Origin of the sequence: Bradyrhizobium sp. ORS 375, assembly GCF_000239775.1 — a bacterium.
GTDB lineage: Bacteria > Pseudomonadota > Alphaproteobacteria > Rhizobiales > Xanthobacteraceae > Bradyrhizobium.
This window is the reverse complement of sequence record NZ_CAFI01000294.1, coordinates 1-20,901: the sequence shown is the minus strand read 5'-3', so window position 1 is coordinate 20,901 and position 20,901 is coordinate 1. Positions and strand designations below refer to the sequence as shown.

The 20,901-nt window shown below is 66.1% G+C and carries 12 protein-coding genes; 6 read left to right on the top strand and 6 right to left on the bottom strand.

All coding sequences use genetic code 11. The features are described from left to right. The 6 genes from BRAO375_RS21085 (at position 1) to BRAO375_RS35710 (ending at position 4,239) form a co-directional block, all read left to right on the top strand. Positions 1-753: a GvpL/GvpF family gas vesicle protein gene (locus tag BRAO375_RS21085; protein WP_139031433.1), complete on the top strand. Its 753-nt coding sequence runs from the start codon at positions 1-3 to the stop codon at positions 751-753. Next, positions 750-995, top strand: a complete 246-nt coding sequence (gene gvpJ, locus BRAO375_RS21080; protein ID WP_139031432.1) for a gas vesicle protein GvpJ — start codon at positions 750-752, stop codon at positions 993-995. The genes BRAO375_RS21085 and gvpJ overlap by 4 nt, the downstream gene beginning before the upstream one ends. Beyond that, the gene (locus BRAO375_RS21075; RefSeq protein WP_009029466.1) at positions 992-1,636 is read left to right on the top strand and encodes a GvpL/GvpF family gas vesicle protein; all 645 of its coding nucleotides are present in this window, start codon (positions 992-994) and stop codon (positions 1,634-1,636) included. The genes gvpJ and BRAO375_RS21075 overlap by 4 nt, the downstream gene beginning before the upstream one ends. Beyond that, the gene (locus tag BRAO375_RS21070; RefSeq protein ID WP_009029465.1) at positions 1,633-1,992 is read left to right on the top strand and encodes a gas vesicle protein K; all 360 of its coding nucleotides are present in this window, start codon (positions 1,633-1,635) and stop codon (positions 1,990-1,992) included. The genes BRAO375_RS21075 and BRAO375_RS21070 overlap by 4 nt, the downstream gene beginning before the upstream one ends. Positions 1,993-2,439: 447 nt before the next feature. Next, a complete protein-coding gene (gene gvpA, locus BRAO375_RS21065; protein WP_009029464.1) occupies positions 2,440-2,652 on the top strand; it encodes a gas vesicle structural protein GvpA in 213 nt (70 codons plus the stop codon). Between the two features lie 171 nt (positions 2,653-2,823). Continuing rightward, on the top strand, positions 2,824-4,239 hold the full coding sequence (locus tag BRAO375_RS35710; RefSeq protein WP_009029463.1) for a M15 family metallopeptidase: 1,416 nt from the start codon (positions 2,824-2,826) through the stop codon (positions 4,237-4,239). 387 nt (positions 4,240-4,626) lie between these two features. Here the strand turns inward: BRAO375_RS35710 and BRAO375_RS21055 are convergent, their stop codons facing one another. The 6 genes from BRAO375_RS21055 to BRAO375_RS21030 form a co-directional block, all read right to left on the bottom strand. Next, positions 4,627-13,200, bottom strand: coding sequence for a T1SS-143 repeat domain-containing protein (locus tag BRAO375_RS21055; protein WP_009029462.1), 8,574 nt, complete (start codon positions 13,198-13,200; stop codon positions 4,627-4,629). Positions 13,201-13,577: 377 nt separating this feature from the next. Further along, a complete protein-coding gene (locus BRAO375_RS21050; RefSeq protein WP_009029461.1) occupies positions 13,578-13,934 on the bottom strand; it encodes a hypothetical protein in 357 nt (118 codons plus the stop codon). A 90-nt stretch (positions 13,935-14,024) separates the two neighbouring features. Then, positions 14,025-15,005, bottom strand: a complete 981-nt coding sequence (locus tag BRAO375_RS21045) for a transglutaminase-like cysteine peptidase (protein ID WP_009029460.1) — start codon at positions 15,003-15,005, stop codon at positions 14,025-14,027. 206 nt (positions 15,006-15,211) lie between these two features. Then, positions 15,212-16,546 (bottom strand): HlyD family type I secretion periplasmic adaptor subunit, encoded by a 1,335-nt coding sequence (locus BRAO375_RS21040; protein WP_009029459.1) that lies wholly within the window; start codon positions 16,544-16,546, stop codon positions 15,212-15,214. A 5-nt stretch (positions 16,547-16,551) separates the two neighbouring features. After that, positions 16,552-18,708, bottom strand: a complete 2,157-nt coding sequence (locus BRAO375_RS21035; protein WP_052536117.1) for a type I secretion system permease/ATPase — start codon at positions 18,706-18,708, stop codon at positions 16,552-16,554. A gap of 242 nt (positions 18,709-18,950) precedes the next feature. Further along, positions 18,951-20,516 (bottom strand): TolC family outer membrane protein, encoded by a 1,566-nt coding sequence (locus tag BRAO375_RS21030; RefSeq protein ID WP_052536116.1) that lies wholly within the window; start codon positions 20,514-20,516, stop codon positions 18,951-18,953. Positions 20,517-20,901 lie beyond the last annotated feature (385 nt).

The following is a 20,901-nucleotide window of genomic DNA, read 5'->3' as shown; positions in this document are numbered from 1 at the left end:
ATGAGCAAACCAGACCTCGGCATCGGCCTCGTACACGGCGTGATCGCGACACAGGCCAGCGCGCTGCTGCCGCAGATCGTCGACGCGTTCGACATGACCAAGCTCACCGTCGTCGCGGCTGAGCAGCACGCGCTCCTGATCTCGAACGTTCCGCAGTATCTGCTGGGCCACGTCGAGGCGAACACGCTGTTCGCGGACCCGGCGCGGATCTCTGGTCTCGCGATGACGCACCACCGGATTCTCCAGGCCGCCGCCGTGGTCACGGACGTCGTTCCGATCCGGTTGGGAACGCTGGTCCGCGGGCCTGGCGGAGCACGAGATCTGCTGAGCCGTGAGGCAGCACGTTTCGCCGACCATCTCGCCACGATCCGCGATGCACTGGAGTTCTCGGTGCGTATCCTCCCGACCCAACAGCAGTCTCGAACCACCAGATCTCAGCCCAGCACCGGCAAGGAGTATCTGCGCTTCCGCCGCGATGAACGGGCGAGCCTCAGGCCGGCTGTCGTCGACACCACGCTGCACGAGCTGGCATCGCAAGCCGTGGCGATCCGCGAGCGACAGGCACGGCCGGCGGGCCGAGTGCCTGCGTTGGCCGAAGCGGCCTTCCTGGTCCGTCGCCACGATCTTGCAGCGTTCGACGATTGCGCCGGACGCATCGAGCGACAGATCGCCGAGAGCGGTCTCGCGCTCGACATCTTCGGACCGTGGCCGGCCTACAGCTTCGTCGACGGTGCGGCGGAGCGCCCGACATGATGTACCGCGCCGATCTCGACTATCTCGAACCCGCAGCGTCCGACGAGGGCTCGCTGCTCGAGCTGCTCGACCATCTGCTCGACCGCGGCGTGCTGCTGTGGGGTGAACTGCGCATCTCGGTCGCTGACGTCGAGCTCATCGAGGTCGGCCTCAAGCTGATGCTGGCGTCGGCGCACACCGCGGATCGCTGGCGACGGACCACGACGGAGCGTGCCTCTGCGGTCGCGGGAGAGCACCGATGAATGGACACCATCTCCTTGGCCTGCTCGCCACCGAGCACGTCCCGGCCGACCTTGCTGATCAGGTCATCACTTGCGGACCGGTTGCCGCCGCGGTTGGATGTCCATCGCAGGCCGGTGCAACTCGCCAAGGTCTCGATCACCATGCCGCCGTCGTCGCCTGGTGTCGCCGCGCCGCATTCCTGCCGGCGCGGGCCGGCATCCCGATCGCGCCCGAGTTGCTGCGCGCCATCGCCCAGTCCGCCTGGTGCTATCGTTCGACCATCGAACATCTCGAGGGGCGCGTCGAGATCTCAGTCGACGTCGAGCGCCGCGACCGTGCGCGGCAGGACGGCGTCGCCGGCGGCGGCCGAGCCTATCTCCGCGCCGCAGCGCTGGATCTCAACGCCTGCGAGGTCGGCTTGGCGACCGCGGCGAGCCTGCTGGCGATGTATGCCGAGCGGGCCAATGCGGATCTGAACGCTCGGACCGCGCCGCTTCCGGCGGTGAGGCTGCGCGCGTCGATATTGGTCCCGAGAGCCACCGCGCCACGGCTCGCACAGCAGCTCGACGGCGTCCTGAACGCGATCAGCGCCCGCTTGGTGTGCCGCGTCACCGGCCCATGGCCGCCCTACAGCTTTTCGACCATTCGGGAGCCCACATGACCTCGACCAGCGAAGGCGAAGGCAGCGGCTTTCGCCTCCACCTCGGCGACTTCGATTCAGCATTGGCTGCCGTGTTCACCGATGCTGCGCCGAACGGATCGATCAACCTCGATCCCGACCGGATCGAGCACGACCTCGCCCGGCTCGTGCTCGCCTTGATCGAATTCCTGCGACGCCTGCTCGAGCTGCAGGCCGTCCGGCGCATGGAGGCCCACGCGCTGTCCGAGGACGAGGAGGAACGCGTCGGGTTGGCCCTGATGCGGGCTGCCGCGCAGGTGAACAGACTTGCGCGCGAGCTCGGAGTCGATCCGCGCGAGCTCAATCTCCAGCTCGGGCCTCTGGGACGATTGCTGTGATCAGCTCTCCAGGCAGCTGACGCTCGCTGCACCTGCCGGACGACGTTCGACTGACCGACACCGCCTCGGAGATCCCCCAACCAAAGTCGTAGCCTGTCCACCCGGCGCATGCGGCGCGCTGCTCCCGCTGTCGCCGAATCAATGCGCATGACGCGCAGCGTGACGCTGCTAACACGCTTTTGAGGCCTCCTCTATCGCACGCGTTGGTGCTCTCGATCAGCCGCGGCGATATGATTCGCAGGCGCAACTAAGCGAGATCTCATCCTGCGTAAAAAATTTCGGGAGCTAGGAACTCGCTTCTACAAACCCGGTTTGAGAGCGCTACAAAAACACTGCTCGTATCTTTTGATCATCAGATGAGTTGATAGTTGGCCGCGCCAATTCTCCGGAGAGAACACTTTCCGGGGCACGGATCTCTATCGCTCTCGCAACAGTAGGAAAATGAACATGGCCATCGAAAAAGCGACTGCGTCCTCCAGCCTTGCTGAAGTCATCGACCGCATCCTCGACAAGGGCGTCGTCATCGACGCCTTCGTGCGGGTGTCCCTCGTCGGCATCGAGTTGCTCTCCATCGAGCTGCGTGCCGTGGTTGCCTCGGTCGAGACCTGGCTCAAATACGCCGAAGCGATCGGATTGGTCGCACAGCCCATGCCGGCCTGAGCCGCTGCAAGACCGACCTCCGGCCGGGCCGGCCGTTCGATGGACCAACGAACGCCCTCGACCCGGCTGGAGGGTTCAACCGCAGATTCCGAGTCGGCGTGACATCAGACCCCGTCGCGCCATGGCTGACCCTGGTCAGCCTGGTTCTCGCCACCAGAGGATACAACGCCCATGACTACATCCGAGCTACGTCGGCAGATGGCTGCCGAGATCGTCGATCTGGAAGCTCGTCGCGATGCGGCCGGTCATCTGATGGTCTATCACCCTCCGACGGGGGATGGCGGTGGTGCCTACGAGGTGGCGGGCATCAATTCGCGCTACAACAGGTCGACCGCAAAGACGCTTGCCCGCTTGATCGGACGACAGCGGTTCGATGAGGCCGAGCGCCTCGCCTGCGATTTCATCGCCCGAAATACCGAGCGCGCGGCATCCTGGACCGACGTGCCGGCAATCGAATTCTATCTGCGCGACTGTGTCTTCAACCGCGGAGCGCGAGGCGCAGCGCTCATCCTGCAGCGCGCGCTCGGCGTGACGGCCGACGGCCAGATTGGACCGATCTCGCGATCAGCCGCGGCTGCGACCGATCCGACGACATTGCTGATCAAGCTGCGCCGCGAGCGGGAGCAATATGAGCGCGACGTCGTCCACCGGGACGAGCGCAGCAAGTTCTGGGCTGGCCTGGTCTCGCGCTGGGACAAGGCCATGACCATCGCCGAGCGCTTCCCGATGAGTTCGGTCGCAACCTCGGAGATCGCACCGGCAGCGTCATCGCCGATCGTGGCGGTCGCTCCAGGCTCGCTGATCCCGCCTGCTACGCCTGACCAAGCGGCGATGCTTGTCAGGGGCGCCAATTTTCCGCCCCCACCCGACTTCCCGCCGCTCGTCACCAACCGGCAGCGCGAGGCGTTGTTCGGCGGTTACGACTATCTGCGAGCGCCGCAGCCGGGCAATCCGGAAGCGATCCGCATTCTCGGAAGCTGGGAGCGCGACAACATCGTCGACGTGCCGATCCCGCAGCTTGCCCGGGCTCTCGGCCCGAAGGCGCCGAGCTCGATCCGCTTCCATCGCCTCGCCGCCGGCCAGTTGCAGAGGCTGTGGGAAGACTGGGAGGCCGCCGGCCTTCTGGACCGCATTCTCTCCTTCGATGGCGGGTTCGTGGCGCGCTTCGTGCGCGGCAGCCGCAGCGTCCTGAGCAACCACGCTTTCGGCAGCGCCTTCGACATCAACGAATCCTTCAATCCATTCGGACAGCGGCCGGCCTCGAACGGTCGCAAAGGATCGGTACGCGACCTGGTGCCCGCCGCCAACCGCAACGGGTTCTACTGGGGCGGCCACTATCAGAGCCGCAAGGACGGCATGCATTTCGAAGTCGCGGTCCTGCAGCGGCACGCCGCACCAGAGATCACGCTGCCGCCCGAGCTCGTCAGCTCAGCCGCAGACCGCCCCACGCCGCATGACAGCGCCGCGGCTGTCGCCGAGACACAACTCGCGGCGGCTTGCGTGAGCTCGGTCCTGATCGCCCAGCAAAACGAGGAGACCTCGAGCGACTTGCGCAGCACCGGCGTGAGCGACGCAGGCTCGCTCTGACCTGCGGTGTTTCGCCTCGCAGCCGGGGAGGTCCCGAGCCGCACCAGCGCCATAGCGCTTGCGCAGCGCCGCCGCGATGTCGTCCTTGACCGCGGCTGGGGTCCTCGTCTCGATGATCGTCAATCCCTGGTCCCTATGCCGGTCCGTACGCCCTTGTACCGGCCGGAATCTGCTTCAGCTTGCGACGCCATCCGCAGCAAAGCCGACCAGGCGAACGTTCGCAATCCCGTATTGCGAACCTCCCCGCCCCGCAGCTTCGTCGAACGCAAGCCGCGCCCGCGATCCGGACCGCCGCAGACGGTGGTTCGGATCGCGCAGACCATGAGCGACTTTCGGCTAAGCCGCGCCCACGTCAGACGTCAGACGTCAGACGTCAGACGTCAGACGTCAGACGTGGGCCTGGATCTGGGCGTGGCTGTTGTCGATGATCATCTTGATGACGTCGTCGCCGCCCGTGAGGTTGCCACCACTGTCCTTGATCGTCGCCACATCGGTCCAGCCCGCGCCGGTGTTGACCTGCAGCGTCAGGTCGCCATCGACCAGCGTGTTGCTGCCATCGGCCGAAGCGAGGCTGGTGTTGCCGGCCTTGTCGACGAAGCGCACCGCGTCCGCGTGATTGCCCTGCACGCTGGCCAGCAGCGCGGACAGGTCGATGACATCGCCGGACGGCCCGCTCTCGAAATCCAGGATGGCATCGACGCCGCCGCCGGCGAGGTCGCCCGCCTGCCACTTGAAGGTGTCGACGCCGCCATGGCCGGTGAGTTGATCCGAGCCGGCGCCGCCGATCAGGACGTCATTGCCGGAGGAGCCGCCGATCACGTCGTCATAGGCGGAGCCGATCAGGCCTTCGATGTTCTTGTAGGTGTCGGTGCCTAGCCCGGGCAGCACCGATCCGGACGTGCTGGTCTCGGTCGTGCTCTGCACCAGCGTGAAGGTGATGCCGGCGGTCGCATCGGAGAAATCGAGCAGGTCGACGCCAGCACCGCCATCGATGCTGTCGTTGCCGGCACCGCCGCGGATGACGTCGTCGCCGTCGCCGCCATTGAGCGTGTTGGCCCCGGCGTTGCCGACCAGGAGATCGTCGCCCGAGCCGCCGGTGACGTGGTCGAATCCCGAGATTGAGGTAAAGCCGGTCGCTGTTCCTGCGGCCAGGTCGACGGCGACGTGCTCGGCGGTGGTGTAGCTCAGCGTCGCGTGCGAGGCGCTGCCCAGATCAGCGGTCACCTGCTCGATGCTGACGAGCTTCGAGCCGTTCACATCCGTGATCACGCCCCCGTCCAACGTGACGGTGATGTGATCCTGGAAGGTTGCATTCTGAATCACCAGCGTGTCGGCACCCGCGCCGCCGTCGATGACGTGGGCGGCGGCGTTGACGCTCCAGGAGAACGCATCGTTGCCGGCGGCTTCGCTGTCGCCGCTCTCCTGCACCAACATGAACGCCGCGTTCACCACCGGCGGATGGCTCACATCGATGGTGATCGTCTGCGTCGCGCTCAGATTGCCGCCACCGACATTGCCGTTGTCGTTGATCGTGATGTGGATCGTCGCTGGCGCGTCGCTCGTCGGCGTAAACACCGCCGATGCCAGATAGCTGTTCAGATCGCTGATCTTGAACCCGCTCATCGTGAGCGTCTGAGTGGCGTCGAACACGCCGAGCGACGGGACCGAGAACGTGCCGCCGGAGAGATCGAATCTCACGGACTCCACGACATCGCCGTCCGGGTCCGAGAACGTGATGGCGTTTCCGCCGCTGAAAGTGACGGAGGCCCCCTGACTGGCCGTCACCTGCGTCGGAGCATGGATCTCCGGCGCGTCATTCACCGGGGCCACGTTGATCGTGAGCCGGCCGGTGTCCGTCTGGCCGGCCGCATCGCGCACCGTGTAGTCCACGGTGTCAGCGCCATAGAAATCGGCCTTGGGCTTGTAGACATAGGTGCCATCGGCGTTGAAATGAATCGTGCCGCCGTTGGCCGTCGTGAAGTCGCCCGCCACCACGCTGATCGAATCGCCGGTGTCGGGATCGCGATCGTTGTTCAAAACGCCCTTCGTGGCGTCGGAGACAGTCAGGGTCGTGTCTTCACGCCCCGCGACCGCATCATCGGTGGCAATGGGGGCATCCTCGATCGGATTGATGTTGATCGTGACCGTCTGCGACGCGCCCAGACTGCCGCCGCTACCGACATTGCCGTTGTCGTTGATCGTGATCGTGATCGATCCCGGCACATCCCTATCGGCGGCCGGCGTAAAAGCGGCCGATGCCAGATAGCTGTTCAGATCGCTGATCTTGAACCCGCTCATCGAGAGCGTCTGACTGGCGTCGAACACGCCGAGCGAGGGAATGGAGAACGTGCCGCCGGAGATGTCGAACCTGACGAACGCGACGACATCGCCGTCTGCATCAGAGAAGGTGAACGCATTGGCGCCGCTGAACTGGAACGACGTATCCTCGTTCGTCGTCACCTGCGTCGGCGCATGGATCTGCGGCGCGTCGTTGACCGCTGTCACGGTGATCGAAAGCTTGCCGGTGTCGGTCAGCCCTCCGGCATCGCGCAACGTATAGTCGACGCTGTCGGTGCCGTTGAAGTCGGCCTTCGGCGTGTAGACATAGGTGCCGTCGGCATTGAAGTGGATCTTGCCGCCCTTCTCGGTGGTGAAGTCACCCGCCACCACGCTGATCGTGTCGCCGCCATCCGGATCGTAATCATTGCGCAGCACGCCCGCCACCACGCTGGACACCGTCAGCTTGCCGTCCTCGGTCGTGCTGGCTGTATCGTCGCCGGCGACAGGCGCATCATTGACCGGATTGACGTCGATGGCGATCAGCTTGGTCGCGAAAACGTTGACGCTGCTGTCGAACACGGCGATCTGCACGAGGCCGGGCACGATGCTGTCGGGCGACGGCGTGAATACCGCAGTCGAGAGGATGGCGTTCAGTTCGGTGATGGAATGGCTGCTCAAGTGCAGTGTGTCGTTGGTGACCGATTGGCCGAGGCCCGGCAGCGCGAAGGTCCCGTTGGTGACGGTGATCTGCACCCGCCCGACCGCGTCGCCATCCGGGTCGGACAGCGTGATCGCGCTCGCGCCCGTGAAGGCAAAGGACGTATCCTCGTCGACGACGACCTCTGCCGGCGCATGGATCTCAGGCCGGTCGTTGACCGCAAACACCTGGACGTCGATCGTCTCCGGCGCAGTGACCCGAACAGCATTGAAGGCCTGCCCGCTCGAGAAGGTGGCGTGATCCGTGACCTCCACCACCACCGAGAGCGCGAAGCTGCCGTTGTAGTTCGCGGGAGGCGTCATCTGCAGCGGCGTCGTGGCGACAGTTGCGATGTCGCTCACAGTATCGATCACCCATTTGCCGGCGTCAGTGCCCGTACCGGCATGACCGACACTGAAGGACGCACCGCTTGGATAGCCCGAAAGCAGGATCCGCAGCGTTTCGGAACCGTCAGTGTCGCTGACCGCGGCCTGAATCGTTTGCAGGTCGATTTGCGTATCCTCGGCGCCGAACCCGAAGCCGCCGCCCAACCGAAAGACTGGCACGTCCGCCTGCGGCGCGACGTCGAGAGTGACGTGTGCGGTGGCTGTGCCTCCCTTGCCATCGCTGACCGTGTAGTCGAAACCGGCGACGCCAGAAAAGTCGGCATCCGGCTTGAACACCCAAGCACCCTGTTCCAGCGCGACGGTGCCGTGCGCCGGATTGCTGACATTCGCGAGCGTCAACCGATCTTGGTCAATGTCGGTGTCGTTGCCCAACACGCTGGCCGGATCGACCTGGAACGGCTTGTCCTCGCTGGCCTGAAGCTTGTCGTCATTGGCAACCGGCGGCGTGTTGAACAGGCGGTCGAGCGTGCGGGTCTCGTCCTTGAAGACGAAGCTCTCGTAATTGGTGAAGGTGTCGGTCAGTCCATTATGGGTGACCTGCACGCCGATCAGGGTGACGCCGTCGGGCGCGAACACCTTGGTATAGGTCGCTTCCGTGAACTTGAACCCGAACTTGACGGTGTCGCTGTCGGCGCCGCCGTCCGACACCACGCTGGTATTGCCGGCGAAGCGCGCCAGGTCGAGCGTGTCGTTGCCGGAGCCGCCATTGAACACGATGGTCGACGGCGCGATCGCCGTGCCGGTGAGGTCGGTGATCGTCAGCGTGTCGCTGGCGGTGCCGCCCATGATTGTCACGCGCTCGATCTCGTCGGCGCGGATGGTGGCTCCATTCGGGCCGTCATAGCGCACCAGAATGTCGGTGGCGTTGCTGGCGCTCGCATCGTTGGCGATCGGATTGATGTCGATGCCGCTTGTCGCCTTGCCGATGGTAAAGTTGCGCGCGTTGCCGTCGCCGGTGATCGCGAGCACGTCGTAATCAGGAGAGGTCGTGCCGGTCTCCGAGCCACCATCGACGATATCGGCGCCATCGCCGACCGTGTAAAGGAAGGTGTCGTTGCCACCGCCGCCATAGAGACGGTCGGCGCCGCCTCCGCCCCTGATGACGTCGTTGCCGCCGGCGCCATACAGGGTCTCGGCACCGTTGCCGCCGACCAGGATGTCGTCGCCGCCGGAGCCATGCGCCTCGGTGACACCGCCGAGCTTGTCGATGCCGACCACCTTGTCGGTCACCGAGGCGCGGTCGGTCACGATGTGGGCGCCGACGGTCTGCCCGAGCAGGGTCGCGGCGGTGTCGCCGAGATTGACGAACACCGGCGAGTTCGGCGCGTCATAGCGCGTCGTCGTCACGCTACCCGCGGCGTCCACCCGCACCGTGAAGTCACTGGTGTGGAGGTCGTGGTCGCCGTCCTCGACCTGGAACGCGAATTTGAGGTCGAGATACTGGCTGGCGGCGCCGGGACTGCCAGCCGGCGCTGGATGATCGAGCGGCTGCAAGAGCGTGAAGTTGTAGGAGCCGGTGCCGGCATCGGACAGCGTCACGACGAACACGGCGGCATCCGCCGCCTTGCCCGTCACTTGGCCGTCCTGGCCGATATAGTTGCCGTCGCTCATGCGATAGGCAGTCAGCGTGGTGTGGTCGGCCGACATCACATAATTGAGACGCACGCCGAGCGAGGTCAGGCCCGACAGCTGATGATTGCCGACATCGGTCACCTTCGGCGATGACGCCGCGAACGTCACCGAGGGGCCGGCGCTGTCGCCATCGGCGCCGTAGTCGATCTTGAGATTCACCTCGCCGGTCGAGACGCTTCCGGCCGCCTCCTCGATCGACCTGGTGGAGACATGCTGCGACGTCGGGACATCGTCCTTCACCGACACCGTGAAGCTGCTGGTCGCGCTGTCGCCATCGGAATCGGTGGCCGTAAAGCCGAAGCTCAGCGGCAGGCTGTCAGCGCCGGGGCTGTCGTGATCGATGGCATCGAGCAGCGTGAAGCGGTAGCTGCCGTCACCATCATCGTTCAGCGTCACCGTGAACACGACGCGGTTGTCGCTGGTGACGGCGGTCAGCGTGGTCTTGTCCGCCGACATCACATAGTCGATGGCGTAGCCGTGCGAGGTCAGGCCCTCCGGGGCCGTCAGGGTCGTGAACGCCACCGAGCGGTTGTTGGTCAGCCCGGAATCATGGTCGTCGGCGCCCCAGGAAATTGCCAGATGGCCTGTCTGCACCGTCGAGAACGGCGCATCCGGAAATGCCACATCGACACAGTCGGTCGGCAGGTTGGCTTCGCTGACCGTTTCGTTCTCGGGCCGGCCGATGGTCGGGACGTCGTCGACGACGCTGACGGTGAAGGTGCTGCTGCTGGGATCGCCGTCGGAGTCGATCGCGGTGTAGTCGAAGGTCAGCTTGACGGTGTTGCTGCCCTCCCCGGCCGGATGATCCAGATTCCCGAGCAGCTTGAAGGTGTAGGTGCCGGAGCCGTCGTCGTTCAGCGAGACTTCGAAGACGCGCTCGCCGTAATGAAGGCTCGCGCCGGTGTAGCCGACCAGCACGCCATGGTCGAAGGCGTATTTCACGATCTGGCCGCCCGAGGTCAGGCCACCGATCGGCGCATCCTTGCCATCGGCCACATGAACGTCGGCCGCGGCATCGGACATATCGGTGAAGCGAACGGAGCGGTCGGCGGCGCCGCGGTCGTTGTTGTCGGCGCCCCAGGCGATGTTGAGCGCACCCGTGACCGCCAGATCGCGGCCGCCGTGCCCGCTGCCGTGATAGCCGTCATATCCGCCGCGGTCATCGCTGCCGCCGAAGTCGCGACCGTCCCGATCGCGTCCGTCGCCTTCCGGCCCGCAATCGTCGCCCCCGCGCAGATCCGCCTCGCGAATGCTGGTTGCCGTGCCCGGATGCGCCTCCGGGCTGTCGTCATTGATGCTGACCTTGAAGGTGCCGGCGACCTGGTCGCCATCGGAGTCCGTCGCGATGAATTTCAGCGACAGCGCGACGTTGTCCTCGGTGTTAACCTGGGGATGATCGACATTGTCGAGCAGCGTGAACGTGTAGGAGCCGGAGTCGAGGTCCGACAGCTTGACGGTGAACACCGCAGCCTTGGCCGGATTCTCGGTCCACTTGCCGTTGCCGTCGATGTAATGGCAGCCGTCATAACGGTAGGCGGTGAGCAAGGTGCCGCCTTCGCCGAGCACATAGGTCAGCGCCACGCCGTTCGAGGTCAAATGCTGCGCAGCCAGTGTGGTGGTCACGCCGGCATCGAAGATCACGGCGCGATCGCCGTCGACGGGAGCGCCGTTGATGCCGACATTGCCGAGCTTGTTCGAGCTGTCGGCGCCCCAGGAAATTCCGAGCTCTCCGGTGGCGACCGTGCTCTGGCCGGGAACGTCGTCGGGGCCGCCGGGCAGACCGCCCTTGAGGCCATCCTCGTCGACGACGCCGCCGGGGATCTCGGCATTCAGCACCGGCGCGTCGTCGTTGATCTTGACCGTGAACGTGTCGGTCACGGCATCGCCGTCGGAGTCGGTGGCGACGAAGCCCATGGTCAGGGTGATGTCGTCCTCGGTGCCGTGCTGCGGGTGATCGAGATGACCCGACAAGGTGAAGCTGTAGGAACCGTAGCCAACGTCGGACAGCGACACCGTGAAAACCGCGCCGACCGGCCCTTCCGACGGCTTGCCGTTGCCATCGACATAGGTCTCATGAGCAGCGTCGAAGCGATACGCCGTCAGCACGGTGCCGTTGTCCGACAGCTCATAGCGCAGCATGTAGCCGTCGGAGGTGAGATGCTGCGCCTCGAGGCTCGCGATCACATTGGCCGCGAAGGTGACGGCACGGTCGCCATTGACGGGCGCACCGTTGATGCCGCCATCGACCAGTTTGTTGGCATCATCGGAGCCCCAGCGGATTCCGAGCGTGTCGGTGATGGTCAGGTCTTCGCCATAGGCGTCGCTATCGTCCTTGTAGCTGTTGCCGGCGTTGCCGAGACCATCCTCGTCGACGACCGAATAGCTCGGCTTCTCGCCGAAGGTCGGCGCGTCGTCGGCGATGTTCACCGTGAAGGCAGTGTTCACCGGATCGCCGTCGGCGTCCGTCGCGACCACGTGCAAGGTCAGCGGCAGCGAGGCGTCGTTGGCGCCGTTGTGGTCGATATTGCCGGACAGCGTGAAGGTGGCGCTCCCGGTGCCGGTGTCGGACAGCGAGACGGTGAAGATGGTGCGCGCGGCCTCGCCCTCGCCCGCAAATGCAACGATCTCGGTGCCGTTGGCCGACAGCGTGTAAGAGATCGTCTCGCCGTTCGAGGTCAGGCCCAGCGCCTGCAGCTCGGCGATTTCGGAGCTCGCGAACACCAGCGAGCGGTCTCCGTCGATCACGGTGCCGGTCGAGCCGCCGTCGACCTTGCTGTTGCCGCTATCGGCGCCCCAGCCGATGTTGAGGTCCACGGTGACGGTGGTCGGCTCAAAGCCGAAGCCGCCTTCGAACCTCGCCTCGCTCCGCGCGCTGCTCTCCTCGCCGCCTCCGCCATACCCGGTGTGCTCGGCGACATCTATCGAAGCGACCGTGCCCGCGACGGGTGAATCGTCGTTGACGCCGATCACGATCGTCACCGGCGCCGTGTCGCCGCTGCCATCGATGGCGATGACGTTGACGGTGAGGTTCAGCGTGTCCTCGGTGCCGAAGATCGGATGATCAAGCGGACGCAGCAAGGTGACGGTGTAGGTGCCGTCGACGGTGGAGTTGGCATCGAGCGTGATCGTGAAGACGTGGCTTGCGGCGTCCGACGGATCGTTGCCGATATAGCCGATCAATTCCGGCTGGCCGTTGACTGTGGTGAGCGCCAGATGCACCTGCTCGCCGCCGGAGGTGAGGCCGGCAAGCCCAGGCTGCGATGCGGCGAACGCAAGCGAGCGGCCGGCGACGTCCGTGCCGAAATCGACATGCAGCGAGCCGGTGAAGCTCGTGACCGTGCCGCCAACGTCGCCGCTGCCGCCCGGGCGGCCATCCGACAGCCCGTCCTCGTTGAGCAGAGCGGCATCGACGATGCCGGCCCTCGGCGTCGACTGCGCCGGCGTCAGCGGAACGTCGTCGAAGCGCGTCGAGCTCTCTTCGCCGGTCAGCAGCGCCAGCGGCGTGCCGCCGACCAGCGGATCGATCGTGTACGCCCCGAAATTGGCGCCTGCAGGCACGCCGGGCGCGCCGGGCGTTCCGGCGGCCGGGAGCACCGACTGATCCGTGGTGATCGGAAACAGCTCGGCGAACTCGCCGCCGTCGATGATGCGGTCGGGGCCGACCTCGAACTGGACGTCCTTTAGCGGCGCACCGCTGGTGTCGAACACCGGATCGATCGACACCGTCGACTGATTGTCGAACAGGATGATGAGACGGTCGCCAATCTTGACGAAGGTCAGCTTCTCGCTGCCGATGGCGCTGAGATCGAGCTGGCTCTGGCCGTCGAGATGCACCGTGACGGCCTGGCCGCCCTGCGGCTTCTCGATTGTGATGTGCTTGGCGGACGCATTCGAGGGCTGCGAGGACGCGCCGGTCACCTGGGCCAGCCGGACAGGAGCATTCATGCGTCACAAACTCCAAAAACGGGGCGTCCTTGCCGCCCCCAATTTAATATCGTTAAACTATTATTAAGCGAGAATTCGGGTCAATGTTACCGCTTACTGTTAAGCGGACTTTAGGGATTCGGGGTAAATGCGCAAGTGAAGCGGATTTGCAACGCTTCGAGCGTCCCGTGACGACTCTGGCGCGTGCGTCGTGCCCACAAGACCGGGGCCGAGACGATTTAATCAACATCGGCGGATGACACGCGCGCAGACGCCTCCAGAGGCGCAGCATGGCTGGCCGCTCCCCGAGGTCACGTCCTCATCGGAGACTTCCGTTAGGGATAACAGATCGGGCTCAAACGTGATTCAGAGCCGCACGCGGGGCCCTGCCGATCGTCTCAGATCCGGCTGACGGTGCAGGCGACCGGCTGGTATTTCCGCAAGTACAGCAGCGCCTGATCGCGGATGCCGTCGAGCCAGACACCCCGTCCGGCATAGCGGTAACCGTCACCCATCGGGATCAGGCGGACCGGCACGGGATGATGCGGCGCGAGATAAAGCTGCGCGGTCACGATCTCCCCGGGCGCGAGCACCGGACGGGAGCGAAGCACATAGCTGCCGCCATTTTCGCAGGCGATGGCGAAGGCCGAGCCGGGCAGCATTTCGCCGGCCCGCGCGCTGGCGGTCACCGCCGAAAGCGCCGAGAGCATCAGCGCTCCACCGACCATCCACTGCCTGATCTGCCTGCCCGTCATCGCGGCCCCTCTGCTCGCCAGCATTTCCTGCGCGGCGATTAAGGCCTCAGAATCGTCGCGACGGCAAGTCGCGTCGGCCGGATACGCCCTTCAGAGCAGCAGCGGCGGCCCCGGATCGCCGCCACCGGCCACTGCTGCGGCCGCAGGCGCCAGCGCGTCCTCGCTTTCGTGGTGCGGCCGCTCGGCATAGGGCGCCGCGAACAGGCTGACGCCACGCTGATCCAATGCGAACAGCGGCATCAGCGACTGCAGGTCGCGCCCCTCGAGCAGGCCGGCGCGGCGGTTGTCGAGCACCAGCCATTGACCCGCGATGCGCAGCGCCAAGACCGCGTGATCTTGTCGCACGGCCAGGTCGCGCACCAGCACCAGCCGGAGATCGGCTTCCGCCGTTCCGGCCGCCCGCAGCAGGGCGTATTTGGCGATTGCATAGTCCTCGCAGTCGCCGAGGCCGCTGCGCAGCGTCTGCAGCGGCGCGCTCCAGACATCAGCCTGGCCATGCTGCTGATCGTCGCTGACATAGCGGACGGCCCGATTGACGCCGCGATTGACGGTCTCCGCGCGATCGTGCGCAGTGCCCGCCGCCGCAGCCGCGCGCATCAGCCCGACGAAGCTGCGCTCGGCGATCGAGCAGCGCGCATCATCGCGATTGCACTGCGCGATCGAAACCTGCTCGCGCGCGACAGCGCTCTGGATGGCGCGCCATTTCACCCACAGCGGCCCCTCCGGTGCGCGGAAGGTCATCAGCCCGAACGGCTCGTCGGTGGGCCCTGTGATCGCTGATAGCTGCAGCGCGTCGCTTGCGACAGCGTCCGTCTTGGCCGGATCAGTTGCTGCGATCTCGACCGGCATCGAGGCGGCGCGGCGCAGGCCGTCATGCTTGGCCAGCACGGAATTGATGGTGAAGAACCGGACCATCGGCGGCACCGGCTGCGCGGCGCCGGCCGGATCGCGCGGCGAGCCCTGCCCCGCAATCTCGGCGGCTGCACCGCCGGCCGAGCCGGCTGCCATCGCAACGGCAAGCACCAGACCCAGTACGCGCGGAAAACTCCGCGGCCGATCGATCCGCAACATCACTGACGCCCCGACTGCCCGGGGCATCGGCCGACGTCATGGCGCCGATCCCTGTCCCGGTCGTTATGGCATCAGGGATAGGACCGGGGCGGCTGCGGGCCGGTTAAAGCGCGCTTCTCGCGGCCGGGATGTTGGTCCGCGCAGCTAACAGCGGTCAAACCGAGTGCGTCGAATTTTATCGATTCACCGCGGACCGGGTCTGCACCTCACCGCTCGCGCAGCGCCTCGTCGCGGAGCATGCGGGCGGGCTTCACGAGATAGTCCAGCACCGACTTCTTGCCGGTGAGAACCTCGACGGTGGCGACCATGCCGGGGAGGATCGGAAGCGGCTGCTCGGCAGTGCCGAGGTGGTTCTTCTCGGTGCGGACCATGACCCGGTAGAAGGTCTCGCCGCGCTCGTTCTTGTCGCCCTTGTCGTCGGTGATGGTGTCGGCGCTGATCCGCTCGACGCGGCCATGCAGCGAGCCGTAGACGGAGGAGTCATAGGCGCTGAGCTTGACCACCGCCTCGTGGTTCGGACGGATGAAGGCGATGTCCTGCGGCCGGATGCGGCCCTCGACCAGCAGGGTGTCGTCGAGCGGGGTGATCTCCATCAGGCTCGCGCCCGGCGCCACGACAGCACCGATGGTGCTGACGTTGAGCTTGTTGACGACGCCGCGCACCGGCGCGCGCAGCTCGGTGCGCCTGACGCGGTCCTGGGCCGACTTGATGTTCTCGTCGAGCACCGCGAGATCGGCGCGGGATTTCGCGAGATCGTCCTCGGCCTGGGCGCGAAACGCGGTGACGATGTTCCGCCGCCGCGCGCGCGCCTCCTGCACCGCCGCCTCGGTCTTGACGATGCTGGCCTGAACCACCGCAAGCTGGCCGCGCAAATCGGTGGCCTGGCGGTCGGCGCGCAGCATCTCGATCTCCGGCACCACCTTCTGCTCATAGAGCTTGCGCGTCAGCCCGAGCTCGCGATTGAGCAGCACCAGGGTCTCCGAGAAGCGCTTCTCGCTCGCCTTGAGCTCGTCGATCTCCTTGCTCTTCTGCTGCTCCTGCTGCTGCACGACGTCGACGTCCTGCGCGAGCTTCCTGGCATGCGCGTCGAACACCGCCCGCTCGCTCTGCACCGCGCGCGGCGCGACGGCGAGCAGATCATCGGGAAACTCGACCGCGTCACGGCCCTCGGTCTCGGCGGCGAGCCGGATCACCCGCGCCGCCATGGCGCCGCGCCGCTCGCGGATCTCGCCGAACTGCGCGGCGAAATTGGTATCCTCGATGCGCGCCAGCGGCTGGTCCTTGTCGACGATCGCGCCCTCCTGCACCAGGAGATCGGCGATGATGCCGCCCTCCAGCGACTGCACCACCTGGGTCTGCCGCGACGGCACCACCTTGCCGTTGCCGCGCTTGACCTCGTCGAGCACGGCGAAATGCGCCCAGATCAGGAAGGTGACGAACAGCGCGAGCGAGGCATAGAGCAGCATCCGCGCCGTCTTCGGCGTGCGCAGCTCGAGCGCGGCGCGGATGTCGTTGGAGAAGGCGAAGTCGCTGTGCGCCATGACGACTACGCCCCCTGCGCCGGCGCCGCGGCCGGCTGCGGACGCAGCATCGTCATGATCTGCGCGGTCGGCCCGTCGGCGACCAGCCGGCCCGCATCGAACACCAGGATGCGATCGACCAGCGCCAGCAGCGAGGGCCGGTGCGTGGAGACGATGATGGTCATCTCGCCCTTCGCCAGCCCCTTCAGCCGCTCCAGAAACTCAGCTTCGCTGCGCATGTCGAAATGCGCCGTCGGCTCGTCGAGGTACAGCACGCGCGGCTTGCGGATCAGCACGCGCGCCAGCCCGATCGCCTGCTTCTGGCCGCCGGACAGGCTGCGGCCGCCCTCGGCGATCATCATCTCGTAGCCCTGCGGATGCCCGGCGATGAAGCTCTCGACGCCGGCGAGCCGCGCCGCCTCCAGCACCTCGGCATCGGTCGCCGCAGGGCAGCCGAGCGTGATGTTGTCGCGCAGCTTGCCGTAGAACAGATCCGTATCCTGCAGCACGAAACCGACGCCGGCGCGCAGATCCGCCGGATCGTATTGGGCGATATCGATGCCGTCGATCAGGATGCTGCCCTCGGCAGGCGGATAGAACGCGGTGGCGAGCCGTCCGACCGTCGTCTTGCCGGAGCCGACGCGGCCGATGATGCCGATCCGCTCGCCCGGCTTGATCGCGAAGGAGACGTTGTCGAGCGCCTTCGCCTGACTGCCGGGATAGCTGAAACTGACGTTCCTGAAGGTGATGCCGCCCTTCTCGATCTGCCGGGCGACATAGATCTTCTCCGGCGGCCGCTCGCGCTCCAGCGACATCAGCCGGTCGATCGAGCGCAGCGCCGATGTCGTCTGGGTGAAGCGCGTCATGACGCCGGCAATGCCCGCGATCGGGCCGAGCACGCGTCCCGACAGCATGTTGGCGGCGACAAGCGCGCCGACCGACAGCTTGCCGTCCATGATCAGGAACACGCCGACCACGACCAGCAGAAGACTGCAGAGCTGGCTGGCGACGCTCGCCGCGGTCATCGCCATCGATGCCCAGAACTGGACGTCCTCGCTGGAGCGAGCCGTGGCCGCGACCGAGCGCTCCCACATCGTCTGCACCCGGCTCTCGCCGGCGACGGCGCGGACCGTCTCCATTCCGTTCAAGGATTCCACCAGCACGCCATGACGGGCGGAGGATTGCGCCTGCATCTGGCGCATCGCGCGGTCGAGCGGCCGCTGGATCAGCAGGCCCACCGTGATCATCACCGGCAGCATCAGCAGCGGAATCCAGGCGATGGGTCCGGCGATGACGAACAGCAGCGCGATGAAGACCACCGCGAACAGCATGTCCGTCGCCGACACCACGGTGCCGGAGGTGAAGAACTCGCGCACGGAATCGAAGTCGCGCAGCTGATTGGCGAGGATGCCGACCGACGCCGGCCGCTTGTCCATCTTCAGCGCCATGACATGCTCGAAGATGTCGGCGGCGAGCACCACGTCGATCTTCTTGCCGGTCATGTCGATGATCCGGCTGCGCACCACCTTGAGCAGGAAGTCGAAGGCGATCGCCAGCGCGAGGCCGATGCCGAGCGCGACCAGCGACGGCACGGCGCCGTTCGGAATGACGCGGTCATAGACGCTCATCGTGAACAGCGGCGCGGCGAGCGCCAGAATGTTGACGATGAAGGCCGCGAGCGCGACATGGGCGTAGTTGGCGCCGAAGCGTCGGACCACGGACCAGAACCAGTGCCGCTTCGGCACCTCGCCGGTCGCCTCCACCCGGGGATCGGCGATCGCGGCCGGCCGCACCAGATAGGCGAAGCCGGCGTAAGCCGCCGTCACGGCATCGATCCGCTCGAGCGCCGGCGTCTCACCGCGTGACGGATCGAGCATCGAGGCGCGGCCCGCGGCGTGGTCGATCGCCAAGAGGATCCGCGTCGTGCCGTCGTGACACATCAGCACGCAGGGCAGGACAAGCGCGGGGATCTCGGTCAGCTTCCGTTCCACGAGTTGCGCCTCAAGCCCTGCCCGGCGCGCAGCGCGTTCGTAGAGGCCGATGCTGAGCACGCCGCTGTCGAGCGGAAGCCCTGATAGCAGGGCGCTGCGGCTCAGGGCGCGACCATGATGCGCGGCGAGATAAAGCAGGCTGTCGCCGAGAGGGTCGGAATGCGGCGCGGCCCCGCTGGCCGGCGATGTCATCGCCGCAGCGTCGTCGGGCTCGAACCTGGTCGGACGAATGTTCAACAAGGCCTCGGAGATCACCGGGTCAGCCGAGCCACACGCCCCTGCCCTTCACGATTGTCTATCGACAAGCCCGTTTAGCTCAAATTTTCTGCAGCGCCCCCGAAAATTTGGGGTTCGGCTCCGGCTGGGCCGGCAAAGTTGGGCCCAGAGTAAACGTGCGAGAAGGCCGCCGGCCCCTGCACGGCGTCAGGTTCCACCTATTTTGGAACAGATCCGGTCTGGGGAGCACCGCGGTATCGGCCTGACGCAACGAACAGGCTGGTGTCCGCGGGATCGCTCGAAGCCCAGCGGTCGCCGAAGCTGATCGGCGCCGGCTGCTTCGGCAGCCCCTCATAGCCGAACAGCGGCACGGGGGCGGCGGAGCTGAGCGGCTCGGGTCCCGGCGAGGGCGCGCCGAGGCGCACCGGCGGCAGGCTGTAGCCGATGAAGCCGCTGGGCGTATCGACCGGCTCGCTGTCCGGCGGGTGCCCGGTGTTGAGATAATTCAGCATCTGGCCCATCGCGGCGAGCAGCTGATAATCCGCGAACACGGTGACGCCACGCGCCGAGATCAGCGAGACGTTGGCGTTGAAATACTGGTTCTGCGAGTTCAGGAGGTCGATCAGGGTCCGCTGGCCGAGCTCGTATTCCTTGTTGTAGGCGATGAAGGTGCGGCGCGCCGCCTCGACGTCGCGGACCAGAGCGGCGACGCGGTCGGCCGTGATGATCCGGGCGGCCCAGGCCTTGTCGATCGACTCCAGCGCATCGCGCTGCAGCCGCGCGTGCTTCTGCTGCTCCTGGATCATCCGCTGCGCCGCTTCCTCGCGGCGCCACGAATTCTGGCCGCCATTGAAGACGTCCCACGACGCGACCACCTTGCCGCTGACCTCGTCGTAACGGTTGTTGTAGGTGATCGACTCCTTGCCGGTGGTCGCGCGTCCCTCCAGCGACAAAGTCGGCAGGAAGCTGCCGGTCGTGGCGTCGAAGCCCCGCTTCGCGGCGGTCACATCGGCGGCGGCGGCCCGCAGGGTCGGATTGAACTTGTAGGCGACGTCGAGCGCCTGCGCCTTGTCGCGCGGCATGTCCGACAGCCGGCCGGGAAAGCGCAGATTATAAGGCTCGAGCCCGACCACCTTGCGGTACTTGGCGCGCGCTACTTCAAGGCTGAGGCGGAATTCCTCCAGCACGGCCTGGGCGGCGGCGACGCGCTCCTCGGCCTGCTGCGTATCGCCCTCGCCGGCCCGGCCGCCCTCGAAGCGGGCCTGCACGTTGCGCCGCAGGTCGAGATGGACCTTGAGATTCTTCTCGGCCAGCCCGACCAGGCGGATGTAGCGCATGACGTCGACATAGGCTTCGGCCGCATCGAGCCCGATCAGCTCGGTGCGCTCCAGCACGCGGTAGGCCGCGGCATCGACCCGGGCGGCCTGCCGCCATACCTCGTTGATCGAGGAGAAGCCGTCGAACAGCAGCTGACGGACCACGACACCCGCTTCGCGGCCGCGAAGATAGCGGCCATTATTCGCCGGCGCCGGCGACACATATTGCTTGAGCATCTCGGGCCCGGCGCTGGCATCGAGCCGCACCTGCGGCAGCAGCGTGCCCTGGGACTGCCGCAGCTCCGCCTCCGTGGCACGACGATTGGCCGCAGCCTCGCCCACGCCCGGATTGGTCTTCACCGCCTGATTGATGGCGTCCTGTATCGTGAACGGCTCGGCTGCCAGAGCCCGGTCAATGCCCACAGCCGTAACGCCAATAAAAGCAAGTGCGCAAATGATCTTCAACATGCGTAGAGCGGTAACAAAGTCGGCATCGGAGCACAATGTGGCGCGCCACAGTTCGGACCAAAAACCGTCTCGTTGTTGCAGATCGGCGACTCGTCGCCCCTCCGAGCCGAGATCGCCCAGCATGGCCGACGTCAATCGGCCGCACCAAATTCTGCAAGCAATAAATCTATTGCCATTTTTCAGAATTCATGTTCCTCTCTGGCCATCCCGGCCCGCCGAGAGGGGCGCTTCGCGATCGTCACGAGACGTGGGCTGGAGATGCGGTGGCCGCGGGCCGGCTGCAGCGGGCTTGATGCTCGCCGACGAACGGCAGGCTTGCGGACGTGAAGACGCGTGGTCCTGGCGCCCCGATGCTGGCGTCAAGCTGGCGGGTGATGATCCCGGC

Excerpts from the sequence above, each read along its gene's own strand:
- BRAO375_RS21085 (WP_139031433.1), top strand. The coding sequence starts at position 1 with ATGAGCAAACCAGACCTCGGCATCGGCCTCGTACACGGCGTGATCGCG.
- gvpJ (WP_139031432.1), top strand. The coding sequence starts at position 750 with ATGATGTACCGCGCCGATCTCGACTATCTCGAACCCGCAGCGTCCGAC.
- BRAO375_RS21075 (WP_009029466.1), top strand. The coding sequence starts at position 992 with ATGAATGGACACCATCTCCTTGGCCTGCTCGCCACCGAGCACGTCCCG.
- BRAO375_RS21070 (WP_009029465.1), top strand. The coding sequence starts at position 1,633 with ATGACCTCGACCAGCGAAGGCGAAGGCAGCGGCTTTCGCCTCCACCTC.
- gvpA (WP_009029464.1), top strand. The coding sequence starts at position 2,440 with ATGGCCATCGAAAAAGCGACTGCGTCCTCCAGCCTTGCTGAAGTCATC.
- BRAO375_RS35710 (WP_009029463.1), top strand. The coding sequence starts at position 2,824 with ATGACTACATCCGAGCTACGTCGGCAGATGGCTGCCGAGATCGTCGAT.
- BRAO375_RS21055 (WP_009029462.1), bottom strand. The coding sequence starts at position 13,200 with ATGAATGCTCCTGTCCGGCTGGCCCAGGTGACCGGCGCGTCCTCGCAG.
- BRAO375_RS21050 (WP_009029461.1), bottom strand. The coding sequence starts at position 13,934 with ATGACGGGCAGGCAGATCAGGCAGTGGATGGTCGGTGGAGCGCTGATG.
- BRAO375_RS21045 (WP_009029460.1), bottom strand. The coding sequence starts at position 15,005 with ATGTTGCGGATCGATCGGCCGCGGAGTTTTCCGCGCGTACTGGGTCTG.
- BRAO375_RS21040 (WP_009029459.1), bottom strand. The coding sequence starts at position 16,546 with ATGGCGCACAGCGACTTCGCCTTCTCCAACGACATCCGCGCCGCGCTC.
- BRAO375_RS21035 (WP_052536117.1), bottom strand. The coding sequence starts at position 18,708 with ATGACATCGCCGGCCAGCGGGGCCGCGCCGCATTCCGACCCTCTCGGC.
- BRAO375_RS21030 (WP_052536116.1), bottom strand. The coding sequence starts at position 20,516 with ATGTTGAAGATCATTTGCGCACTTGCTTTTATTGGCGTTACGGCTGTG.